This is a genomic window from Mycolicibacter virginiensis, assembly GCF_022374935.2.
Taxonomy (GTDB): domain Bacteria; phylum Actinomycetota; class Actinomycetes; order Mycobacteriales; family Mycobacteriaceae; genus Mycobacterium; species Mycobacterium virginiense.
In genome coordinates, this window is sequence record NZ_CP092430.2 from 1999564 (window position 1) to 2019417 (window position 19854).

General features: G+C 68.8%; 18 protein-coding genes and 2 pseudogenes. 15 read left to right on the top strand and 5 right to left on the bottom strand.

Annotated features, from left to right (window positions below):
• Positions 1-153: 153 nt before the first annotated feature.
• Positions 154-1236: an anthranilate phosphoribosyltransferase gene (trpD, locus tag MJO54_RS09640; protein WP_046283786.1), complete on the top strand. Its 1083-nt coding sequence runs from the start codon at positions 154-156 to the stop codon at positions 1234-1236.
• Here trpD and MJO54_RS09645 read toward each other — a convergent pair.
• A pseudogene (locus MJO54_RS09645) lies at positions 1174-3003 on the bottom strand (DEDD exonuclease domain-containing protein); the annotation flags it as partial. The gene trpD and the pseudogene MJO54_RS09645 overlap by 63 nt on opposite strands.
• 99 nt (positions 3004-3102) lie before the next feature.
• Here MJO54_RS09645 and MJO54_RS09650 point away from each other — a divergent pair.
• From MJO54_RS09650 to MJO54_RS09670, 5 genes are all read left to right on the top strand, one after another.
• Positions 3103-3369 (top strand): hypothetical protein, encoded by a 267-nt coding sequence (locus MJO54_RS09650; protein WP_234784661.1) that lies wholly within the window; start codon positions 3103-3105, stop codon positions 3367-3369.
• Positions 3370-3537: 168 nt separating this feature from the next.
• The gene (gene ripC / locus MJO54_RS09655) at positions 3538-4689 is read left to right on the top strand and encodes a peptidoglycan hydrolase RipC (RefSeq protein ID WP_046283763.1); all 1152 of its coding nucleotides are present in this window, start codon (positions 3538-3540) and stop codon (positions 4687-4689) included.
• 19 nt (positions 4690-4708) lie between these two features.
• The gene (locus MJO54_RS09660; RefSeq protein ID WP_434006656.1) at positions 4709-5518 is read left to right on the top strand and encodes a hypothetical protein; all 810 of its coding nucleotides are present in this window, start codon (positions 4709-4711) and stop codon (positions 5516-5518) included.
• Positions 5506-5670, top strand: coding sequence for a hypothetical protein (locus tag MJO54_RS09665; RefSeq protein ID WP_192830556.1), 165 nt, complete (start codon positions 5506-5508; stop codon positions 5668-5670). The genes MJO54_RS09660 and MJO54_RS09665 overlap by 13 nt, the downstream gene beginning before the upstream one ends.
• On the top strand, positions 5667-6809 hold the full coding sequence (locus tag MJO54_RS09670) for a glycosyltransferase family 4 protein (protein ID WP_046283765.1): 1143 nt from the start codon (positions 5667-5669) through the stop codon (positions 6807-6809). Before MJO54_RS09665 ends, MJO54_RS09670 begins: the two co-directional genes overlap by 4 nt.
• Positions 6810-6840: 31 nt before the next feature.
• Here the strand turns inward: MJO54_RS09670 and MJO54_RS09675 are convergent, their stop codons facing one another.
• On the bottom strand, positions 6841-8643 hold the full coding sequence (locus MJO54_RS09675; protein ID WP_046283766.1) for an AMP-dependent synthetase/ligase: 1803 nt from the start codon (positions 8641-8643) through the stop codon (positions 6841-6843).
• A gap of 184 nt (positions 8644-8827) precedes the next feature.
• Between MJO54_RS09675 and MJO54_RS09680 the strand changes: the two genes are divergently transcribed.
• From MJO54_RS09680 to MJO54_RS09700, 5 genes are all read left to right on the top strand, one after another.
• Positions 8828-9223 (top strand): hypothetical protein, encoded by a 396-nt coding sequence (locus MJO54_RS09680; protein ID WP_046283767.1) that lies wholly within the window; start codon positions 8828-8830, stop codon positions 9221-9223.
• Positions 9224-9304: 81 nt separating this feature from the next.
• Positions 9305-9742, top strand: coding sequence for an SRPBCC family protein (locus MJO54_RS09685; protein WP_046283768.1), 438 nt, complete (start codon positions 9305-9307; stop codon positions 9740-9742).
• 35 nt (positions 9743-9777) lie between these two features.
• A complete protein-coding gene (locus MJO54_RS09690) occupies positions 9778-11034 on the top strand; it encodes an ArsA family ATPase (RefSeq protein WP_046283769.1) in 1257 nt (418 codons plus the stop codon).
• A complete protein-coding gene (locus MJO54_RS09695; protein ID WP_046283770.1) occupies positions 11031-11429 on the top strand; it encodes a hypothetical protein in 399 nt (132 codons plus the stop codon). Before MJO54_RS09690 ends, MJO54_RS09695 begins: the two co-directional genes overlap by 4 nt.
• A gap of 125 nt (positions 11430-11554) precedes the next feature.
• Positions 11555-12289 carry a lysophospholipid acyltransferase family protein gene (locus MJO54_RS09700; RefSeq protein ID WP_046283771.1) on the top strand — a complete coding sequence of 245 codons (735 nt, stop codon included), beginning with the start codon at positions 11555-11557 and terminating at the stop codon, positions 12287-12289.
• On the opposite strand, the gene MJO54_RS09705 is transcribed toward MJO54_RS09700, so the two are convergent.
• Positions 12250-13545 (bottom strand): glycosyltransferase 87 family protein, encoded by a 1296-nt coding sequence (locus MJO54_RS09705; protein WP_240175858.1) that lies wholly within the window; start codon positions 13543-13545, stop codon positions 12250-12252. The genes MJO54_RS09700 and MJO54_RS09705 overlap by 40 nt on opposite strands.
• A 93-nt stretch (positions 13546-13638) precedes the next feature.
• Between MJO54_RS09705 and MJO54_RS09710 the strand changes: the two are divergent.
• The 3 genes and pseudogenes from MJO54_RS09710 to MJO54_RS09720 form a co-directional block, all read left to right on the top strand.
• A pseudogene (locus MJO54_RS09710) lies at positions 13639-14472 on the top strand (hypothetical protein); the annotation flags it as partial.
• 188 nt (positions 14473-14660) lie between these two features.
• Positions 14661-15149, top strand: a complete 489-nt coding sequence (locus tag MJO54_RS09715) for a polyadenylate-specific 3'-exoribonuclease AS (RefSeq protein ID WP_046283774.1) — start codon at positions 14661-14663, stop codon at positions 15147-15149.
• Between the two features lie 34 nt (positions 15150-15183).
• The gene (locus tag MJO54_RS09720) at positions 15184-16569 is read left to right on the top strand and encodes a class II 3-deoxy-7-phosphoheptulonate synthase (protein ID WP_046283775.1); all 1386 of its coding nucleotides are present in this window, start codon (positions 15184-15186) and stop codon (positions 16567-16569) included.
• Positions 16570-16597: 28 nt separating this feature from the next.
• Here the strand turns inward: MJO54_RS09720 and MJO54_RS09725 are convergent, their stop codons facing one another.
• Positions 16598-17800, bottom strand: coding sequence for a protein kinase domain-containing protein (locus tag MJO54_RS09725; protein ID WP_240175859.1), 1203 nt, complete (start codon positions 17798-17800; stop codon positions 16598-16600).
• Positions 17801-17852: 52 nt separating this feature from the next.
• On the opposite strand from MJO54_RS09725, the gene MJO54_RS09730 reads away from it, so the two are divergent.
• Positions 17853-18257: an Rv2175c family DNA-binding protein gene (locus MJO54_RS09730; RefSeq protein WP_046283777.1), complete on the top strand. Its 405-nt coding sequence runs from the start codon at positions 17853-17855 to the stop codon at positions 18255-18257.
• A gap of 4 nt (positions 18258-18261) precedes the next feature.
• On the opposite strand, the gene MJO54_RS09735 is transcribed toward MJO54_RS09730, so the two are convergent.
• Positions 18262-19854 carry an alpha-(1->6)-mannopyranosyltransferase A gene (locus tag MJO54_RS09735; protein ID WP_240175860.1) on the bottom strand — a complete coding sequence of 531 codons (1593 nt, stop codon included), beginning with the start codon at positions 19852-19854 and terminating at the stop codon, positions 18262-18264.

Here is a 19854-nt window from a genome sequence, read left to right on the forward strand (position 1 = left end):
TGTAGTTGTAGAACTCCACCCGGGGCTGGCAATTCGTTTGAACTGGTGTGGTAGGTGCTGTTACCGGCCCGTTAGCGCTCTGTCTTCCACTTGTTTCGGGCCCTGCTTCCGGGTGGCTTTGGCGTCGCGGAGGCCGCGTGCGACGATCGGCGCGTGGTCGAGCCAGGTAGTGCGGCGCAGCCGAAAGCGCAGATAGTGCAGTGGCGTCAGGTCCTGGGTGGCCTGACGTCCGGGCGAGACCTGCCCCGGGGGCAGGCGGCCTGGGCGATGGAGCAGATCATGGCCGGCTCCGCCACCTCCGCGCAGATTGCGGCGTTCGGGGTGGCGATGCAGATGAAGGGCCCGACCGCCGCCGAGGTCGGCGAGCTGGCCGACGTGATGCTGTCTTTCGGACGCAAGGTGCCCACCGACAAGATCGGTACCGACACCGTCGACGTGGTGGGCACGGGCGGGGACGGCGCCAACACGGTGAACCTGTCCACCATGGCGGCGATCGTGGTGGCGGCTGCCGGCGTGCCGGTGGTCAAACACGGCAACCGGTCGGCGAGCTCGCTGTCCGGCGGCGCCGACACCCTGGAGGCGCTGGGGGTGCGCATCGACCTGGGGCCCGACGAGGTAGCGCGCAGCGTCGCCGAGGTCGGCATCGGATTCTGCTTCGCCCCGCAATTCCAGCCGTCGTATCGCAATGCCTCGGTGGCACGGCGCGAGATCGGCGTCCCGACAGTGTTCAACCTGCTGGGGCCGCTGACCAACCCGGCGCGGCCGCGGGCCGGGCTGATCGGGTGCGCGTTCGGAGAACTGGCCGAAGTGATGGCCGGTGTGTTCGCGGCGCGGCGGTCCAGCGTTCTGGTGGTGCACGGTGATGACGGCCTCGACGAACTGACCACCACCACGACCAGCACGATCTGGCGAGTGCAGGCCGGCACCATCGACCGGCTGACGTTCGACCCGGCCGGTTTCGGGTTCGCCCGCGCAGAGGTGGGCGAGCTGCTCGGCGGTGACGCGCAGGCCAACGCCGAGGAGGCCCGCTCGGTGCTCGCCGGAACCAAGGGCGCGGTGCGCGACGCTGTGGTGCTCAACGCGGCCGGCGCGATTGTGGCGCACGCGGGGCTATCCAGCAGCGCTGAGTGGCTGCCGGCCTGGGAAGACGGGCTGACGCGCGCGGTCGAGGCGATCGACAGCGGCGCGGCCGAACAGTTGTTGGCGCGCTGGGTCCGCTTCGGCGCTCAGCTCTGAGGCCAACCGCGCTGAGCGGGCCAGCGCGGCCCACGACGTCCACGGCCCGGCCGAAGCCAGCGGGGAAGTCCACCCGTCGGGTTCGTCGGCCCCGCCGGTCCCGTCGACGTGCACGATGCGCACCCCGGGAGCTGCCAGCCAGCGCGCGATGAGCATGGTCTCCTCGACCAGAGCACCGGCCAACGGGGCCGGCTCGGGCAGCACCGTCTCGGCCCCCAGCGTGATCGCATCGACGACGGGCATCGGCGGGACACCGCGCGCAGCGCACCCCGCGGCAGCCAACCGGCCGTGGCGGATCACCGCGAGCTGCCACCCGCCGGTGCCATCCGGCGCTGCGGCCACCAGCTCGGGCAGGGCCACCAGGGCGCGGGCGCGTTGGCTGCGCCACAGGGCATCGATGGCTGCCGCGGTGCGATCGCGCAGCCGTGCCGCACTTTCGTAGTGCCCGCGTTCAGCCAGCGCGTTCACCTGCTGCACCGCGGCGGCTAGGGCGGCGTTGTCGGCACCGTCGAGCAACGCGGCCGCACGCCCGACCGCTTCGGCGTACTCGTCTGCAGTGGTATTCGGCGTCGCCGGGCAGGGGCTGACTTCGGCCGGTGGACAGCGGTGCCGACCGGTCCGACCCAATCGCGTTGTGCAGGTTCGGATTCCGGTGAACCGCGAAAACAGGACCGCGGCCTCGGCGGCGTCAGCCCGAGAACGGAACGGGCCGATTGCCCGGTCGTGGCGCGGAGTGCGCACCACGGTCAGGCGGGGGAAAGCCTCGCCTGACAGGGTGATCCACCACCACCGCCGGGGAAACTTCGAACGTCGGTTGTAGGGCGGAGCGGCCGCGGCTAGCAGTCGTAATTCGCGCACCCCGGCCTCCAGCGGATGCGCGCATTCGACGTGATCGATCCGGGTGGCCAGCGCCACCATCTCGGCGATGCGACTGCGCCGTTCGGAGCCGTTGAAATACTGCGCGACTCGTCGGCGCAGGTTAGTGGAGGTGCCGATGTAGAGCATTTCGTCGGACGGGCCGCGGAACAGGTAGACCCCGGGCCGCTCCGGCAGCCCGACGGCCAGGCTGCGCTTGCGGCGCTGGGCCGGTGTCGTGTGCGACAGGTAGGCACGCAGGTCGACGAAGGTGTTGACCTGCTGGTTGCCCAGCCGCTCGATCAGCGCGTGCAGGACGTCGACGGTGGCGCGGGCGTCGTCGAGTGCCCGGTGGGTGGGGGTGGTGCTCACCGCGAACAGTCGGGACAACTCGGCAAGCCGGACACTGGGTGCCTCGTCGCGGCTGAGTACCCGGCGTGCCAGCCGCACCGTGCACAGCACCGGCGGTCGCGGCCAGGCTAGATCGCAGCGTTGCGCGGCGGCGGTCAAGAACCCGACGTCGAACCCGGCGTTGTGGGCGACCAGCACCGACCCCCGGTCGAATCCGGCGAACTCGAGGAAGGACGGCAGTACGGCGTCGATCGTGGGCGCCTCATAGACCATGGCGGTGGTGATACCGGTCAGCCGGACGATCTGCGGCGGAATGCCGCGCTGCGGGTTGATCAGCGTGGCGAACTCACCCTCGACCACGCCACCGCGCACTTTGACCGCGCCGATCTCGGTGATGGCGTCCGCCTCGTCTTCCCCCTTTGGCGAGGCCCGCCCGCCGGTGGTCTCCAGGTCCACCACCACGAAGGTGGTGTCGCGCAGGTTGGCCGGGGCGGCGTCGAATTCGGCTTCGAGCTGGGCTTCGAACGGGGGAAAGCTCAGCTGCTCTGTGCCGGTGGTCATGGCCGAACCGTATGCGCCCGCACCGACAACAGGACATACCGACAACAGGTTGTCGGTGCCCGGCGTTAGCGTGCCGGCAACTGATCGAGAGGAATCGTCATGGGACAGATCTCGGGACACTCGGATGACCGCGGCGCGCGGCGGGCGGATTCGGATCCGATGGTGATCGACTGCGATGACTGCGCGGTGCGCGGACCGGCGTGCCGGGACTGTGTGGTCAGCGTGTTGCTGGGTGTACCCAACGAGCTGCTCGAAGACGAGCGGGCGGCGCTCGATGTGCTTGCCGAGGCCGGGATGGCGCCGCGATTGCGGTTAGTCCCGATTCGCGGCGAGCGTGGACCGGTGCGCCGCTCGGGTGTGGCCTGACCAGGGGCGAACCCGGATAACTGGCCTTAGAACTTTCACAATCCTGACTGTTACAGTCGGCAATTCGTGATGGACAACGACGTTGCCATTCCGTAACCTATTCGAGACCTTACGTTTCGGCGGCGGTACACCCCCTGTGCCTCCCTGGGCAGTGTTAAGGATGCAATCTTGGAGCTCGAACGTATGCAGTGGCGTCTGCGTGCTTTGAGGCGCCCTGCCATCGGCGCCGCAGCCGGTTTGGTAGTTGGTGTCACGACTCTGAGCAGCGTGTTGGTTGGAAACGTCCACGCCGACCCCGCCGACGACGCCCTGGCGAAACTCAGCGAACTGTCCCGGCAGGCTGAGCAGACGACCGAGGCCATGCACACCGCGCAGCTCAATCTCGATGAGAAGCTCGCCGCGCAGCAGGCCGCAGACAATGCGCACGCCGCTGACCAAGCCGCCCTGGATTCGGCCCGCGACCAGCTGACCACCTACCGAGCGGCCGTCAATCGCTTTGCCGCCACCACTTACATGGGTGGCCGAGTCGGTGGCGCGGACGCCATCCTGACCGCCGAGTCGCCGCAACAACTGATCGACAAGCTCGGTGTGCAGCGGGTGGTTGCCGGCGACCTGTCGGTGCAGCTGGACCGTTTCCGTGCGGCCAGCGAGCGGGCCGATCAGGCTGAGCAGGCCTCCGCCAAATCGGCTCACGACGCCCGGACGGCAGCTGAGCAGGCCGCCGCGGTCCGCGCCGAGCTGCAGGCCCGCCAAAGCCGTCTGCAGCTGCAGATCTCGGTGGTGAAGTCGCAGTACTACGCACTGACGCCCCAGCAGCGCACGGCGATGGCCGGCCCCGGCGCCGGACCCGAAGCCGTTCCGGGCGAGCCCGGCCCCGACGGCGTGCCGCCGGCACCCGGATTCCCCGGATTCCCGATGCCCGGGTCCGACGCGCCGCCCCCGATGGATGTGGCCGTGGGCGCCTCCGGTGGCGGAGCCGCCGCGACCGCCGTGCAGGCGGCGCTGACCCAGGTCGGCACGCCGTATGTCTGGGGCGGGGCCGCACCGGGCGGATTCGACTGCTCGGGACTGGTGATGTGGGCGTTCCACCAGGCCGGCATCAACCTGCCGCACTCCAGCCAGGCGCAGGCCAACGGCGGGCAGGCGGTGTCGCTGTCCGACCTGCAGCCCGGTGACGTGCTGACCTTCTACTCGGACGCGTCGCACTCGGGGATCTACGTCGGCGACGGCATGATGATCCACTCGTCCACCTACGGTCAGCCGGTCCGGGTGGTCCCGATGAACTCTTCCGGCCCGATCCACAACGCCCGCCGTTACTGAGCACCGGAAAATCCGCCGCCTGCTCGCGGCGCTGCTGATCGTCGAGCTGCTCAGCGGTGTCGGGTTGCTGGCCGTGGCCGCTCGCCGGCCGGCGGCGGTGGCGCTGATCGTGGGCGATGACCGCACCGTCGTTCTGGAGAACCTCGGCGGGCAGTCCGGCGAAGAATTGCTGTCGAGGGTGGCCGCAAACATCGGCAGTGCCGTCGACGCGGTCGAAGCGTTCTGGGGGACCGACTGGTCGCACCGCATCCAAGTGACGGCCACCGGGTCGGATTGGCAGTTCGTCGAGCTGGCCGGCGGCAGCGTTGGTGACAGCACTGATGTTGCGCAGTGGTCGGATGTCGCCGCCGTCGCGGTCGCCGACCGGGTGGATCCGGAACGTCGGACAGCAGTTGGTCAGCGGATCGTCTTCGCGCCCGGCGCCGACGCGATGAGTACACCGGCACTGCGAATCGTGTTGACCCATGAGCTGTTCCACTACGCCGCCCGCACCGACACCGCGTTCGATGCGCCGCGCTGGCTCACCGAGGGGGTGGCCGATTTCGTCGCACGACCCAGCGGGGATCGGGCGATCGGGCCGACCGGACCGGCGCTGGCGTTGCCTTCGGATGCCGACCTGGATGCTCCCGGACCGCGCCGGGCACAGGCCTACGACCGGGCATGGGAGTTCGCCCGATTCGTGGCCGAGCGCTTCGGAACCGCGAAGTTGCGTGAGCTCTATCTGACCGCCTGCGGCCCTGGACATGTGCCGCCGGCGGTGGCGGTGTCGTTGGTGCTCGGGGTGGATCTGCCCGAGCTGCTCGCCGGGTGGCAGCAGTGGCGGGGGTGAGGGCCCGCATCGTCAGCCCGCTGCGCCTGATTGCGGGCTTCCTCAGCGGGCCGCGGGCGGCCCGCATCGTCAGCCCGCTGTGCCTGATTGCGGGCTTCCTCAGCGGGCCGCGGGCGGCCCGCATCGTCAGCCCGCTAGCATCCCTGCAGTGAGCCGGGTCCTGCTGGTAACCAACGATTTTCCGCCGCGCCCCGGCGGCATCCAGTCCTACCTGGAGGAGTTGGTGCGCCGCATCACCGCGAGCGGGCGCCATGACGTGACGGTGTACGCGCCGCAGTGGAAGGGCGCCGAGGCCTTCGACGACGACGCGAGATCCGCCGGCTATCACGTGGTGCGCCATCCCGGCACGCTGATGTTGCCGGGCCCGGCGGTCGACTCCCGGATGCGTCGGCTCATCGCCGACGTGGGCGCCCAGACCGTCTGGTTCGGTGCGGCCGCACCGCTGGCGCTGCTGGCCAACCGGGCGCGCTCCGCCGGTGCCACTCGGGTGGTGGCCAGCACGCACGGTCACGAGGTGGGCTGGTCGATGCTGCCGGGGGCCCGTTCGGTGCTGCGCCGCATCGGCGACTCCTGCGACACCGTCACGTTCGTCAGCCACTACACCCGCGGCCGGTTCGCCTCGGCGTTCGGCCCAAACGCCGCGTTGGAGCACCTGCCGCCCGGCGTGGACACCGATCGGTTCCGTCCCGATCCCGCGGCCCGCGCCGAATTACGGGACCGGCACGGGCTGGGGGAGCGTCCCACCGTCGTCTGCGTATCGCGACTGGTGCCCCGCAAGGGCCAGGACATGCTGATCAGGGCGCTGCCGGCGATCCGGAAACGCGTGGACGGGGCCGCGCTGGTGATCGTCGGCGGCGGACCCTACGCCGAGACACTGCACAAGCTGGCCGACGACTGCGGCGTCGCCGATGCGGTGACCTTCACCGGCGGTGTGCCGGCCACCGAACTACCGGCCTACTACTCGCTCGGTGACGTGTTCGCGATGCCGTGCCGCACTCGCGGGGCCGGGCTCGACGTGGAAGGCCTGGGCATCGTGTTCCTGGAGGCGTCGGCGGCCGGGGTACCGGTGGTCGCCGGTAACTCAGGTGGTGCCCCCGAAACCGTCCTACACAATCGGACCGGGCTGGTGGTCGACGGCCGGGCTGTGGAACAGATCGGTGACGCCGTCGCCGGACTGCTCGCCGACCCCAATCGGGCCGCCGCGATGGCTGCCGCCGGACGTGAATGGGCGACGGGGAACTGGCGCTGGGACACGCTGGCCGGACGAATGGCCGATCTGCTGCAAGCCTGAGGCGGGTTCAAGCGGCGGACCAGCCCGCCGGTCAGCCCTTGGCGTAGATCGCCTCGATCGCGTCGGCGAATTTCTCGGCGACCACGTTGCGCTTGACCTTCATCGTGGGGGTCAGCTCGCCGGTGGCCTCAGTGAAGTCGACCGGCAGGATCTGGAACTTGCGGATCGACTCGGCGTGCGAGACAGCCAGATTGGCCTGCTTGACGGCCGCATCCACCTCGGCGATCAGATCCGGGTCGGTGGCCAGGTCCGCCGGGGTCGCGGCGCTGGCCTTGCCGTTGCGCTGCTTCCAGCCCTCGATGGCCTCGGGGTCGATGGTGATCAGTGCGCCGATGAACGGCTTGGCGTCGCCGACGACCATCGCCTGGCTGATCAGCGGGTGCGACCGCAGCTGGTCCTCGAGCACCGCGGGGGCCACGTTCTTGCCGCCGGCGGTGACGATGATCTCTTTCTTGCGGCCGGTGATCTTCAGGTAGCCCTCGTCATCGATGGCGGCCAGGTCACCGGTGCGGAACCAGCCGTCGGTGAACGCGTCGGCGGTGGCCTGCTCGTTCTGCCAGTAGCCGCTGAAGACCACGCCGCCGCGCACGAGCAGCTCGCCGTCCTCGGCGATGCGCATGCTGTTGCCGGGCACCAGTTTTCCGACGGTCCCGACCTTCATGCCGCCGACCGGGTTGACGGTGATGGCGGCGGTGGTCTCGGTCAGCCCGTAGCCCTCGTAGATGGACAGCCCGACGCCGCGGTAGAAGTGGCCCAACCGCTCGCCCAGCGGCGCTCCGCCGGAGACCGAGGCACGGCAGTTGCCGCCCAGCGCGGTACGCAGCTTGTGGTACACCAGCTTGTCGAACACGGCGTGCTTGACGCGCAGCAACAGGCCGGCGCCGCCGCGGTCGGTGGCCTCGCTCCAGTCCACCGCGGTCTGCGCCGCCATCTCGAAGATGCGGCCCTTGCCGTCGTTGGCGGCGTTTTGGGCCGCGGTGTTGTACACCTTCTCGAACACCCGCGGCACCGACACCACCACAGTCGGCTTGAACACCGAGAACATCGGCACCAGGTTCTTGATGTCGCTGGTGAATCCGACCGTGACCTTGTTGGCGAAGCCCGCGATGCTCAAGGCGCGAGCCAACACGTGGGCCAGCGGCAGGAAGACCAGCAGACGCTGGCCGGACGTCATCAGGGTCGGCAGCGCGGCCTGGGTGCCGCGGACCTCGTGGATGAGGTTGGAGTGGGTGAGTTCGCAGCCCTTGGGACGTCCGGTGGTGCCCGAGGTATAGATCAGTGTCGCCGGATCAGTGGCCCGCAGCGCGTCGAGCCGCGCGGTGACCTGCGCCGGGTCCTGGTCGGCGGCGGCCGCGGCGAGCTCATCGAGTGCCGGGGTGTCCGAGCCGTCGATGGTGAACACCCGCCGCAGCGACGGCAGGTCGCCGGCGAGTTCGTTGACAATCTGGGCGTGGGCATCGGTTTCGGCGAACGCCACCACCGCGCTGGAGTCCTGCATGACCCAGCGGACCTGCTCGGCCGACGACGTCTCGTAGATCGGAACCGTCACCGCGCCGATGGACAGGATCGCGTAGTCCAGGATGGCCCACTCGTAGCGGGTTGCCGAGAAGATGACCACCCGATCGCCGGCCGCCACACCCTGGCTGATCAGGCCCAGTGCGGCCGAACGGATCTGCGCGGCGGCTTCTGCACAGGTGACGTCGGTCCAGGCCCCGTCGACCAACCGCTGGTAGATGACGAAGTCGGGGTTGTTGCGCTCGTGCTCGAAGACGACCGCGGCGACGTTGTCGTGCTCCTCGACGGTGAACGGCGCGGGAACACTGAACTCACGCATTGCGATGACCTCTCTTGCCAACCGGGGTGTCGATTCGCTCCAGCCTAGTCGGCGCCTGATGACGACCGTGACGGTGTTCACGTTGCGGCACGCCCACCGGGAAAGATGATCTGCGCCGGGCCGCGGCCCGGCGCAGAGATAGCGGGCGAAGGTTGCGCAAGCGTGTTCGATACGCTTGCGGGCCATGAACAGTATCCAGGTCGCCGACGAGACGTTCGTCGCCGCTTCCGGCGAGCAGGTCGGGGCCGCTGTCGCCGATCGTTCGAGTTGGCAGCGATGGTGGCCGGACCTGCAGCTGCAGGTGGTCGAGGATCGTGCTGACAAGGGCATGCGATGGACGGTGAGCGGGCCACTGACCGGCACCATGGAGGTCTGGCTGGAGCCGATGCTCGACGGTGTGCTGCTGCACTACTTTCTGCACGCCGAACCCGCCGGCGTGTCCGGCCGCCAGCTGGCCCGGCTGAACTTGCCGAAGCTCAACCACCGTCGTCGGGTCGCCGGCAAGCGGATGGCCTTCGAGATCAAGGACCGCCTTGAGCGTTCCCGGCCGGTAGGGGTCTCTCCGATCGCTGTAAGTTGACCCGGCTTCGCCGAGGTCGGCGAGGTACCGTCTCTGCCGAGGGCCGTGTGGCGCACGCGAGCGAGTTAGGGAAGTAAGTACGTGGCGGATAAGACAGCTCAGACGATCTACATCGCGGCGGATCCGGACACGGTGATGAACGTGATCGCCGACATCGGCGCTTATCCCGACTGGGTCTCGGAGTACACCGAGGCCGACGTGCTGGAAACCGATGCCGACGGCTACCCGAAGGTGGCGCGGATGGTGCTCGACGCGGCCGTGCTCAAGGACACCATGGTGCTGGACTACGACTGGTCGGCAGACCGTCGCTCGGTGCGCTGGTCGTTGGCATCCAGTTCATTGCTGAAAGCTCTCAACGGCGAATATCGCTTGACGCCCAAGGGATCTGGAACCGAGGTCCGCTATGAGTTGTCGGTGGATCTGATGATCCCGATGATCGGCCTGCTCAAGCGCAAGGCGGAGCGGCGGCTGACCGACACCGCGCTGAAGGACCTGAAGAAGCGAGCAGAGGCTGAGTGAGGCCGCCTGAGGCAGGAACGCCGACAGCGCTTCCAGTGCCTGCGATCAGTCTGTTCGTCGGCAAGGGCGGCGTAGGCAAGTCCACGTGTGCGGCGGCGACCGCGGTCTCGTTGGCATGTGCTGGTGACCGGGTGTTGCTGATCTCCACCGACCAGGCCCATTCGGTCGGGGACGTGCTCGGATTGCCGGTGCCTCCCAGTGACGGCCGGGACCCCATCGCGGTGGACGTCGACTGCGCCGGAGCGAGCGGCTGCTTGGACGTGCTGGCGTTAGACACGCTGGCCCTGCTTGAGCGGCACTGGGTGGGCGTGGTCGACGTCCTGGCCGCGCGTTTCCCCGAGTCTGACCTGGGAAGCGTTGCACCCGAAGAACTTTCGGCGCTTCCCGGCGTTCAGGAGGTGCTGGGTCTGCACGAGGTCGGCGAACTTGCAGACAGTGGGCAATGGGACCGCGTCGTCGTCGACTGTGCATCCACCGCCGATGCGATGCGGATGCTGACGCTGCCTGCGACAGTGGCGCTCTACGCCGAGCGGTCCTGGCCGCGGCACCGTCGGCTCAGTGGAACCGAGGAGCCCCGATCGACCGCACTGGTCGAGCTGATCGAGCGGATCAGCGGCGCCGCCGAGCGGCTTGCCGAACGGCTGACCGATGAGACGACGGTCGCCGCGCACCTGGTGCTGACCGCCGAGCGGGTCGTGGCCGCCGAAGCCGTCCGGACCTTGGGCTCGCTGTCGCTGACCGGCGTCCGGGTGGCGGAGCTGATCGTCAATCAGATTTTGTTGCAGGATGATTCGTACGTCTACACCAACCTGCCGGCGCACCCGGCGTTCGACTGGTACGCCGAACGGATCAGGGAACAGAGCGGTGTCCTCGACGAGGTCGACCGCGCCATCGGTGATGTGGCGATGGTGCTGGTCCCGCACCTGGCGGGGGAGCCGATCGGCCCCAAAGCCCTGGGCGATCTGCTGGCGAACAGCCGCCGCCGCGACGGATCGGCGCCACCCGGTCCGGTGCGGCCAGTGGTCGACCGGGAGTCCGGTTCCGGTCTGGGGGCGGTGTATCGGCTGCGGTTAGAGTTACCCCAGGTCGACTCCGGTGCGCTGAGCCTGGGGCGATCCGGAGATGATCTGATCATCGGTGCAGGTGGCACCCGACGCCGGGTTCGGTTGGCGTCGGTACTGCGGCGGTGCACGGTCGTGGACGCAACGCTGCGTGGCAGCGAACTGACGGTGCGTTTCCGGCCGAATCCGGACGTGTGGCCGGTGACTGGCGATGAGGAGGTGCGACGTTGAACGCTGGCGCGCACCCCGATCTGGGTGAGCTCGGTCCCGAGCTGCGCAAGCTCGCCCAGGCGATCCTGGATCGACTTGACCCGGCGGTGCGCGCCGCGGCCCTGTTGGCGGCCTCGTCGGGTGATGGCCCGGGTAAATGCCAACAGGTGTGGTGCCCGGTCTGCGCGCTGGCGGCGCTGGTGACCGGGGAAGAACATCCGCTGCTCACGATCGTCGCCGAGCACAGCGTCGCGCTGTATGAGGTGATCCGCGCGGTGGTCGGAGAGGCCGAGCCGAGCGGTGGAGCGCCGCGTCCGCCTGATCCCGACTCGCCCGGCGGAGGTGGTGGTGGCGACCAGTCGCCGGCCCGGCCCAGCTATGAGCCGATTCCGGTCACCATTGAAACGGAAACCTGAAAAGCCGAAAGCTGAGGAATTGCACGGAATCCGCGATGTGACGAATCACCGTGTGGCCCTAGCCACGCGTGGTCGGTAAAGTTGGCGCGAACACGGCCGCCTAGTCGGGGCAGGAGGGAGGGGCCATGTGGTACTGGCTGGTCAAGTACGTATTCTTCGGGCCTCTGCTGGCCCTGATCGGGCGGCCGAAAGTCGAGGGGCTGGAGAACATCCCTGACGACGGTGCGGCCATCCTGGCCAGCAATCACCTCGCCGTCATGGACAGCTTCTACCTGCCGTTGGTGGTGCGCCGCCGGATCACCTTCCTGGCCAAGTCGGAGTACTTCACCGGCACCGGTATCAAGGGCTGGCTTACCCGCTCGTTCTATACCGCCGTCGGGCAGGTTCCCATCGACCGCAACGACTCTGACGCCGCGCAGGCGGCACTGACCACCGCCCAGCGGATCCTGGGGCAGGGCAAGCTGCTCGGTATCTACCCCGAGGGCACCCGCTCACCCGACGGCCGGTTGTACAAGGGCAAGACCGGCCTGGCGCGGCTCGCGCTGCACACCGGCGTCCCGGTAATCCCGGTCGTCATGGTCGGCACCAACGTCGTCAACCCGCCCGGCACCAAGATGCTGCGCTTCGGCCGGGTCACCGTCCGCTTCGGCGAGCCGATGGATTTCTCCCGCTTCGACGGGATGGCCGACAACCGTTTCATCGAACGCGCCGTCACCGACGAGGTGATCTACGAGTTGATGCGGCTGTCCGGGCAGGAATACGTCGACATCTACGCGGCCAGCGTCAAAAACGGTGTCCCGCAACAGGACGGGGCTACGGGTCAGCCGGTCGCCCGGTTTCCGGAGACTGCGGCGGGCTGATCCGGACTCGTCCGGGGGCCGGGTCGCAGCGTGGCGCCGGCCGCGATGATCACCGCCAGCGCCCACCACACGTAGGACGTACCGGCCAGCTGGCGCCACCAGGCCGCGCCGGCCTCGTGGTGTTCCGGCAGCAACTCGATCGGGCTGCGCATCATCAGCGCCACCCCGGCCACGCTGAGCACGCCGAGCACGACTGCACGATGCCGGTAGGCCACCACCGCCGTGACCACCACGGCGGGCAGCATCCACACCCAGTGGTGTGACCACGACACCGGCGACACCACCAACCCGAACAGTGCCACGCAGACCAACGCCAAGATCGGCTCACCGGCAGCGAGCACCCGGCGGGCCGCCCACCACATCACCGCGAGCACCAACAGGCACCCCGCCAGCCACAGCACCGAGCGCACCTGGTCGTCCAGCGGCAGCCGGGCCAGGGCGCCGGCCAGGTTCTGGTTGGTGTTCAGGCTCGCACCGCCGATGCGATCGGTGTCGCTGACGGTGTGTGTCCAGTACTGCCAGGAGTCGCTCCAGGCCGTCACGAAGCCCACCAGTGTCGCGGCCAGGAACGACACCACGGTGGTGATCGCGGCGCGCCGGTCGCGGCGTAACAGGAAGTAGAGCAAGAAGACCGCCGGGGTCAGCTTGAGTGCCACCGCGACACCCAGCAGCGCGCCACGCGGCCAGTAGGTGCGCCGCGGCACACAGTCGGCGATCACCAGCGTCATCAGGACCGCATTGACCTGGCCGAAGTCGAAGTTGGCCCAGATCGGTTCGGCATCCAGCCAAATTGACGCCGCCACGATCGCCACGGCCACCACGCCGCGGTGCCACCAGGCCGGCCCGCAGTCGGGGCGCCGGTCGAATCGGACCCCCAGACCGCTGAGCACGATGGTGATCGACACCACCAGCAGCAGCGTCGAGAGGACGGTCAGCGCGGCGGTCGCGGTGCCCAGCGACACCCAAGTGAGGGGAGCGAACATCACCGCGGCGATCGGCGGATAGGTGAACGGCAGAACAGTCCCGTCGATCTGGGTGTGGAACCAGTCCTCGCCGTAGAGCGGGCGGCCCTCACGCCAGGCCTGGGCCGCCATCCGGTAGACGTCGACGTCGATGTGGTACGGCGTGCTGCCCAGCGCCCGCCATGTCGTGTAGCCCAGTGCTGCAATCGCCAGCAACGTGAAGATCCACCAAACGGCCCAACCGCTGATGCCCCCGTGCCGACGGCCCGGGTCGGGCGGCCGCGATGTAGTCATGTCGCAGCACAGCCTATCGGGTAGCGACGTTAAACCGAGCCATACCTGTGGCGATCCCGGCGTGGTGTGCCGCGAGGGCGTACGTTGCATTAGGTGCTGGAATGGTTCCGCGACGACATCGTCGGCCGTGGCAGACTGCCGTTGCTGGGCTGTCTGCTGGCCTTCCTGGTGACGTTTTTGGTGACCCGTTCCGTGGTGCGCTACATCCGCAGCCAGGCCGGAAACCCCGGTCCGCCGCGATGGTGGCAGCCCCGCAATCTGCATTTCGGCTCCAAGCACATTCACCACGTGGTTTTCGGGGTGGTGTTGGTGATGGTCGCCGGAGTGACGCTGGTGGCCGCCGGGCCGAACGCGCACGAGCCGGCGTTCAGCCTGGCTGCGATAGCGTTCGGGATCGGGGCGGCGCTGGTGCTCGACGAGTACGCGCTGATCCTGCACCTGTCGGACGTGTACTGGGAGGAGGACGGCCGTGCCTCGGTGGACGCCGTCTTCGCCGCTGCCGCGGTCACCGGACTTTTGGTGCTGGGTTTTCATCCTCTGACGTTTGTGCTGTCGACCTGGCACGACACCTCCTCGCCGTTGATCCACGCGGGGGTGATCGTCAGCCTGGTGATGGCGTTGCCGTTGGGCGTGATGGTGTTGTTGAAAGGCAAGGTGTGGACCGGGTTGATCGGGATGTTCTTCTTTCCGCTGCTGGTGGTGGGTGCGGTGCGGCTGTCCCGGCCGCACGCACCGTGGGCGCGGTGGCGCTACCTGCCTGATCGGGCGCGCATGCACCGGGCGCTGGAGCGGGAGCGCCGGCTGCGCCGGCCGGTGATTGCGGCCAAGCTCTGGTTGCAAGATGCGGTGGCGGGCCGGCCGCAGGTGCCCGATGAGCGCGCCGTCGACGCCGAGCTCGATCGGGAGGTGCGGGAGGCGTCGGCGCCGACGGTGCAGTTCATGGCCCCCCGGCAGCAGGTTCCTATCGGCAGGCCGCCCGTCAGGCCTCCGGCCAGGCCGGCGCCCGCCGCGGGTGCGCCCGTCCGCTCGGGGCCCAACCGGGCGGTTTCGGAGGCCTCGGCGCCGACCCGGCCGGTCGCGATTCCGCGGATACACCGGCCGGGCAGGCCGTGGCAATGAGGTACTTCTACGACACCGAATTCATCGAGGACGGCCGCACCATCGAGCTGATCTCGATCGGCGTGGTCGCCGAGGACGGGCGCGAATACTATGCGGTCTCCACCGAATTCGACCCCGACCGAGCCGGGGCGTGGGTGCGCACCCATGTCCTGCCGAAGCTGCCGTCGCCGGCTTCTCAGACGTGGCGCTCGCGCAGCCGGATCCGCGCGGACCTGGAGGAGTTCTTCGGCGTTGAGCGCGGTGAACCGATCGAGTTGTGGGCCTGGGTGGGCGCCTACGACCACGTGGTGCTCTGCCAGTTGTGGGGCACCATGCCCGATCTGCCGGCGCCGATCCCGCGCTTCACCCACGAGCTTCGGCAGTTGTGGGAAGACCGGGACCGGCCGCGCCTGCCCCCGCGGTCGGCGGGCAGTCACGATGCGCTGGTGGACGCCCGCGACCAGCTGCGCCGTTTCCAAGTGATCACCCGGACTGAACTGGCCTGATCAGGTAGGGTCGGCGCCCGGCTACCATGGTCGGGTGAACTGGACCGTTGACGTACCCATCGACCAGCTGCCGGCGCTGCCGCCGCTGCCCGCGGATCTGCGCGAGCGCCTCGACGCCGCGCTGGCCCGGCCGGCCGTCCAGCAGCCGAGCTGGCCCGCTGACCAGGCCAAGGCCATGCGCACCGTGTTGGAGAGCGTCCCGCCGATCACGGTGGCGTCCGAGATCGAGCGTCTCAAGGTGCAGCTGGCCCAGGTGGCCCGCGGCGAGGCTTTCCTGCTGCAGGGCGGCGACTGCGCCGAGACCTTCACCGACAACACCGAGCCGCACATCAAGGGCAACATCCGCACTCTGCTGCAGATGGCCGTGGTGCTGACCTACGGGGCCAGCATGCCCGTGGTCAAGATGGCCCGCATCGCCGGTCAGTACGCCAAGCCGCGGTCGGCCGACATCGACTCGCTGGGGCTGAAGTCCTACCGCGGCGACATGGTCAACGGCCTGGCCCCGGATGCCGAATCGCGCGAACACGACCCGTCGCGTTTGGTACGGGCCTACGCCAACGCCAGTGCGGCGATGAACCTGGTCCGGGCGCTGACGTCGTCGGGCCTGGCATCGCTGGAGCTGGTGCACGACTGGAACCGGGAATTCGTCCGTACCTCGCCGGCGGGTGCCCGCTACGAGGCGCTGGCCGGTGAGATCGACCGTGGCCTGAAGTTCATGAGCGCGTGCGGGGTCGCGGACCGGGAACTCCAGACCGCCGAGATCTACGCCAGCCACGAGGCGCTGGTGCTCGACTACGAGCGGGCCATGCTGCGGATGGCCGACGTCTCGGGTACACCGCAGCTCTACGACCTGTCGGCACACTACGTGTGGATCGGGGAGCGGACCCGCCAGCTCGATCACGCACACATCGCGCTCGCCGAGGTGATCGCCAACCCGATCGGGGTCAAGCTCGGTCCCACCACCACACCGGACCAGGCAGTCGAGTACGTGGAACGTCTTGACCCGCACAACGTTCCGGGGCGTCTGACGCTGATCAGCCGGATGGGTAACAGCAAGGTGCGTGACCTGCTCCCGGGCATCATCGAGAAGGTGCAGGCCACCGGCCACCAGGTGATCTGGCAGTGCGACCCGATGCACGGCAACACCCATGAGGCCTCCACCGGTCACAAGACCCGGCACTTCGATCGAATCGTCGACGAGGTCCAGGGCTTCTTCGAGGTGCATCACGCGCTTGGCACCCACCCCGGCGGCATCCACCTGGAATTCACCGGGGAAGACGTCACCGAGTGTCTCGGTGGCGCCCAGGACATTTCGGATGCGGACCTGGGCGGCCGCTACGAGACGGCGTGCGACCCGCGGCTCAACACCCAGCAGTCGCTGGAGCTGTCCTTCCTGGTCGCGGAGATGCTGCGCGGCTAGCTGGTTCCCGCAGTCGGCGTGGGCACGGTTACAGCAACGCGCCGACGTTGTTGCCCAGCGTCCACGCCAACGCGGCGACCAACGTGGTGGTTGCGAACAGCACGGCGAGCCAGATGACTACCATCCGGCGCGCGTGCTGGCGCTCCAACACGAAGCGGCTCAATTCGACACCGCCGAATTGCCCTGTCACCAACTCATATTGGGTATCGGTGTCCTCCACCCAGTCCGCCGGGCCGCGGGTCATGTGCAGTGTCTGATGTTGCGGTGTCTGCTGATGCGGCGGCGCCGGGTGTTGCGGGGCGCGGCGGGCCGGGGCGGCGGCGTTGTGCTGGGCGGAGTTTCGGGGGGCCGGCACCCGGAACGCCGGCAGCGCCAGCCGCTCGGTGATCGCATCAACCGCGTGCGCCATCTCGAGCCCGTCGGCGTAGCGCTCCGCCGGTTCGCGGGCGGTCGCCCGGGCCACCAGGTCGTCGAATTCGGCTGGGACTCCGTCGATAGCCGAACTCGGTGGCGGGACATCGTGGTCCAGCCGCTGGTAGGCCACCGTCAACGACGAATCACCGGAGAACGGCGTGTCTCCGGTCAACAGCTCGTAGGTGAGCACCCCGACCCCGTACACGTCGCTGGCGGGGCCGGCGTTGCCGTCCCGGACCTGTTCGGGCGACAGATAGGCGGCGGTGCCCAGAATCACGTTGGTGGAGGTGATTCCCGCCGCCGCGATGGCGCGCACCAGCCCGAAGTCGACCACCTTCACGTCGCCGTCGTCGGAGATCAGGATGTTCTCCGGTTTGACGTCGCGGTGCACCAGCCCGGCCCGATGCGCGATCCCCAGGGCTCCCAGCACCGGCCGCAGCACCGCGGCGACCGCATGTGGCGGCATCGGGCCGCGTTCGTTGAGCAGCTCGCGCAGCGTCCCGCCCTCGACGAGTTCCATCACCAGAAACGGCTGCCCGGGGTCGTGCGGGGTGCCGAAACCCTGGTCGTACACCGCCACCAGACCCGGGTCTTTGAGCCGGGCGACCGCGCGGGCCTCGAGCTGGAATCGGGTCAGGAACTGCTGGTCACCGGCGTAGCGAAGATCCATCACCTTGACCGCGACCGGGCGGTCCAGGCGCTCGTCCAGGCCGCGGTACACCGCGGAGGTGCCGCCGGTGGCGATCCGGGTGCCCACCCGGTACCGGCCGTCGAGCAGCGCGCCCTCCAATGCGTCGCCGCCCCACGCTCCAGTCACCTGGTCATGGTATGTGTGCAGGTGGCCGGTCCGGCGGCTTTAAACTTGTGTCGTGAGCAGCATTCCGGCCTCCGAAGACGTACTTGAGCCCGACGAACCGACCTTTGACCTGCCGACGGTCGCCGAAATGCTCGGGGTACCAGTCACCAAAGTGCACCAGTTCCTGCGTGACAACCACTTGGTTGCGGTGCGGCGAGCCGGCGTACTGATGGTCCCGCAGGTGTTTTTCACCGCCGAGGGGGACGTCGTCAAGAGCCTGCCCGGGCTCCTGGCCGTGCTGCACGACGGTGGCTACCAACAGACCGACATCGTGCGGTGGCTGTTCACCCCGGATTCGTCGCTGTCGTTGACCCACGACGGCACGCGGGAGTCGATCGACAACGCTCGCCCGATCGATGCGCTGCACGCGCACCAGGCCCGTGAGGTGATGCGCCGGGCTCAGGCCATGGCGTACTGACGTTTCAAGCGGCGTCGAGGGCAGGCGCTTGTTGTGCCCGCGACAGCCGGTACCAGGCGTACACGGCGCATCCCGTCGCGCCGATCACATGCAGCCAGGTGTACATGCCGTGCGAGCCGTCGGGTTTGAAGATCACCATGATCCAGGTCGACGCCGCGGCGATCGCGGCGATCGCGGTCGGTGAACGGACCACGGTGGCCGCCACCGCCAGTGGCCAGGTGTAGTACCAGGGCAAGGCGGCCGGTACGAACAGCACCACCACCAGCATCGCCCAGGCGATCCCGGCGACCGCAGCGCGATCGTCGCGCCGCGCCCGCCACCACAGCACCGGCAGCAGCAGTCCGATCACCGCGACCCCGCTGATCCGGGTGATGTGCAGCACGGCATAGAAGTTGACCGGGGCGAACAACCCGCCGACGGCGTGGATCAGGTTGGCGGCCGCGGTCGGCACGGTGAGCCAGTTGATGATCTTGACGTTGCCGGCCAGCAGTGCGGTCAACCAGCCCAGGCTCACTCCGGCCAGGGCCGAGAGCACGGCGAACACCGCGACGATGATCGCCGTGGACACCGCTGCCGCGATGGCGAATGCGATCACCGTCGGATAGCCGCGGCGTTCATTTCGCGGTTCCAGCTTCGGCTCTCCTTCGTCGAGCCTCGCTAAACCGCGGCGTTCACCGCGCGGTTCCCGCAGGCGGCGCATCCAGATCCACACCAGGAACGGCAATGCGATTGCGGCGGTGGCCTTTACCGCCGCTGCCAGCGCTACCAGCGTTATCCCCGCCAGGTGGCGGCGCTCCAGGGTCAGCGCGATCCCGGCGATCACCAGGCCGACCATCAGCATCTCGTTGTGCACCCCGCCCATCAGGTGGATGATCACCAGCGGGTTGAGCACGGCCAAATACAGCGCCGCGGGCGCGCTGCCACCGACACGGGCCGCGACCCGGGGTGCGGCCCAGATCAGCAGTGCCAGACCGGGCAGCATGCACAAGCGCAGCACCATCGTGCCGGCCACCACGTTGTTGCCCACCAGCATCGTGACGAGCTTGGCGACCAGAATGAACGCCGGGCCGTACGGTGCCGTCGTCGCTGCCCAGATCGGGCTGACATCCTCGAGCAGGGGATTGGGGTTGTCCACCGGCCCGACCACGTACGGATCGAATCCATCCCGCAGCAGGGCGCCCTGGGCCAGGTAGGAGTAGGTGTCGCGGCTGAACACCGGGACCGACAGCAGCAGCGGCGCCAGCCAGAAACCGGTGGTGGTGATCAGCGTGTAGGTGCTCACGGTGCCCTCGATCACCCGCCGGCCCAAGCCGAGCCAGGCCACCAGCATCACCGCGACCCCAGCCCACAGCAGCACCGACGACAGCACCAGGCCGTGACCGAAGCGCAGCCATGACAGGTGCAGGGAATCGAGCACCGGGTCCTGGATGCGGGTGCTGCCGGCGCCCAAGCCGCCCAGGGTGATCAGCAGCGCGCCCAGGCAGCCGAGCCATGCCGCTCCCGCTTGCTCGCCGGCGGCGAACTGCCGCAGTCGGGACAGGCCGCTGACGGCGTCGCTGGACGCGCGGGGGACCGGTGGGGTGGTGGGGTTCGACAT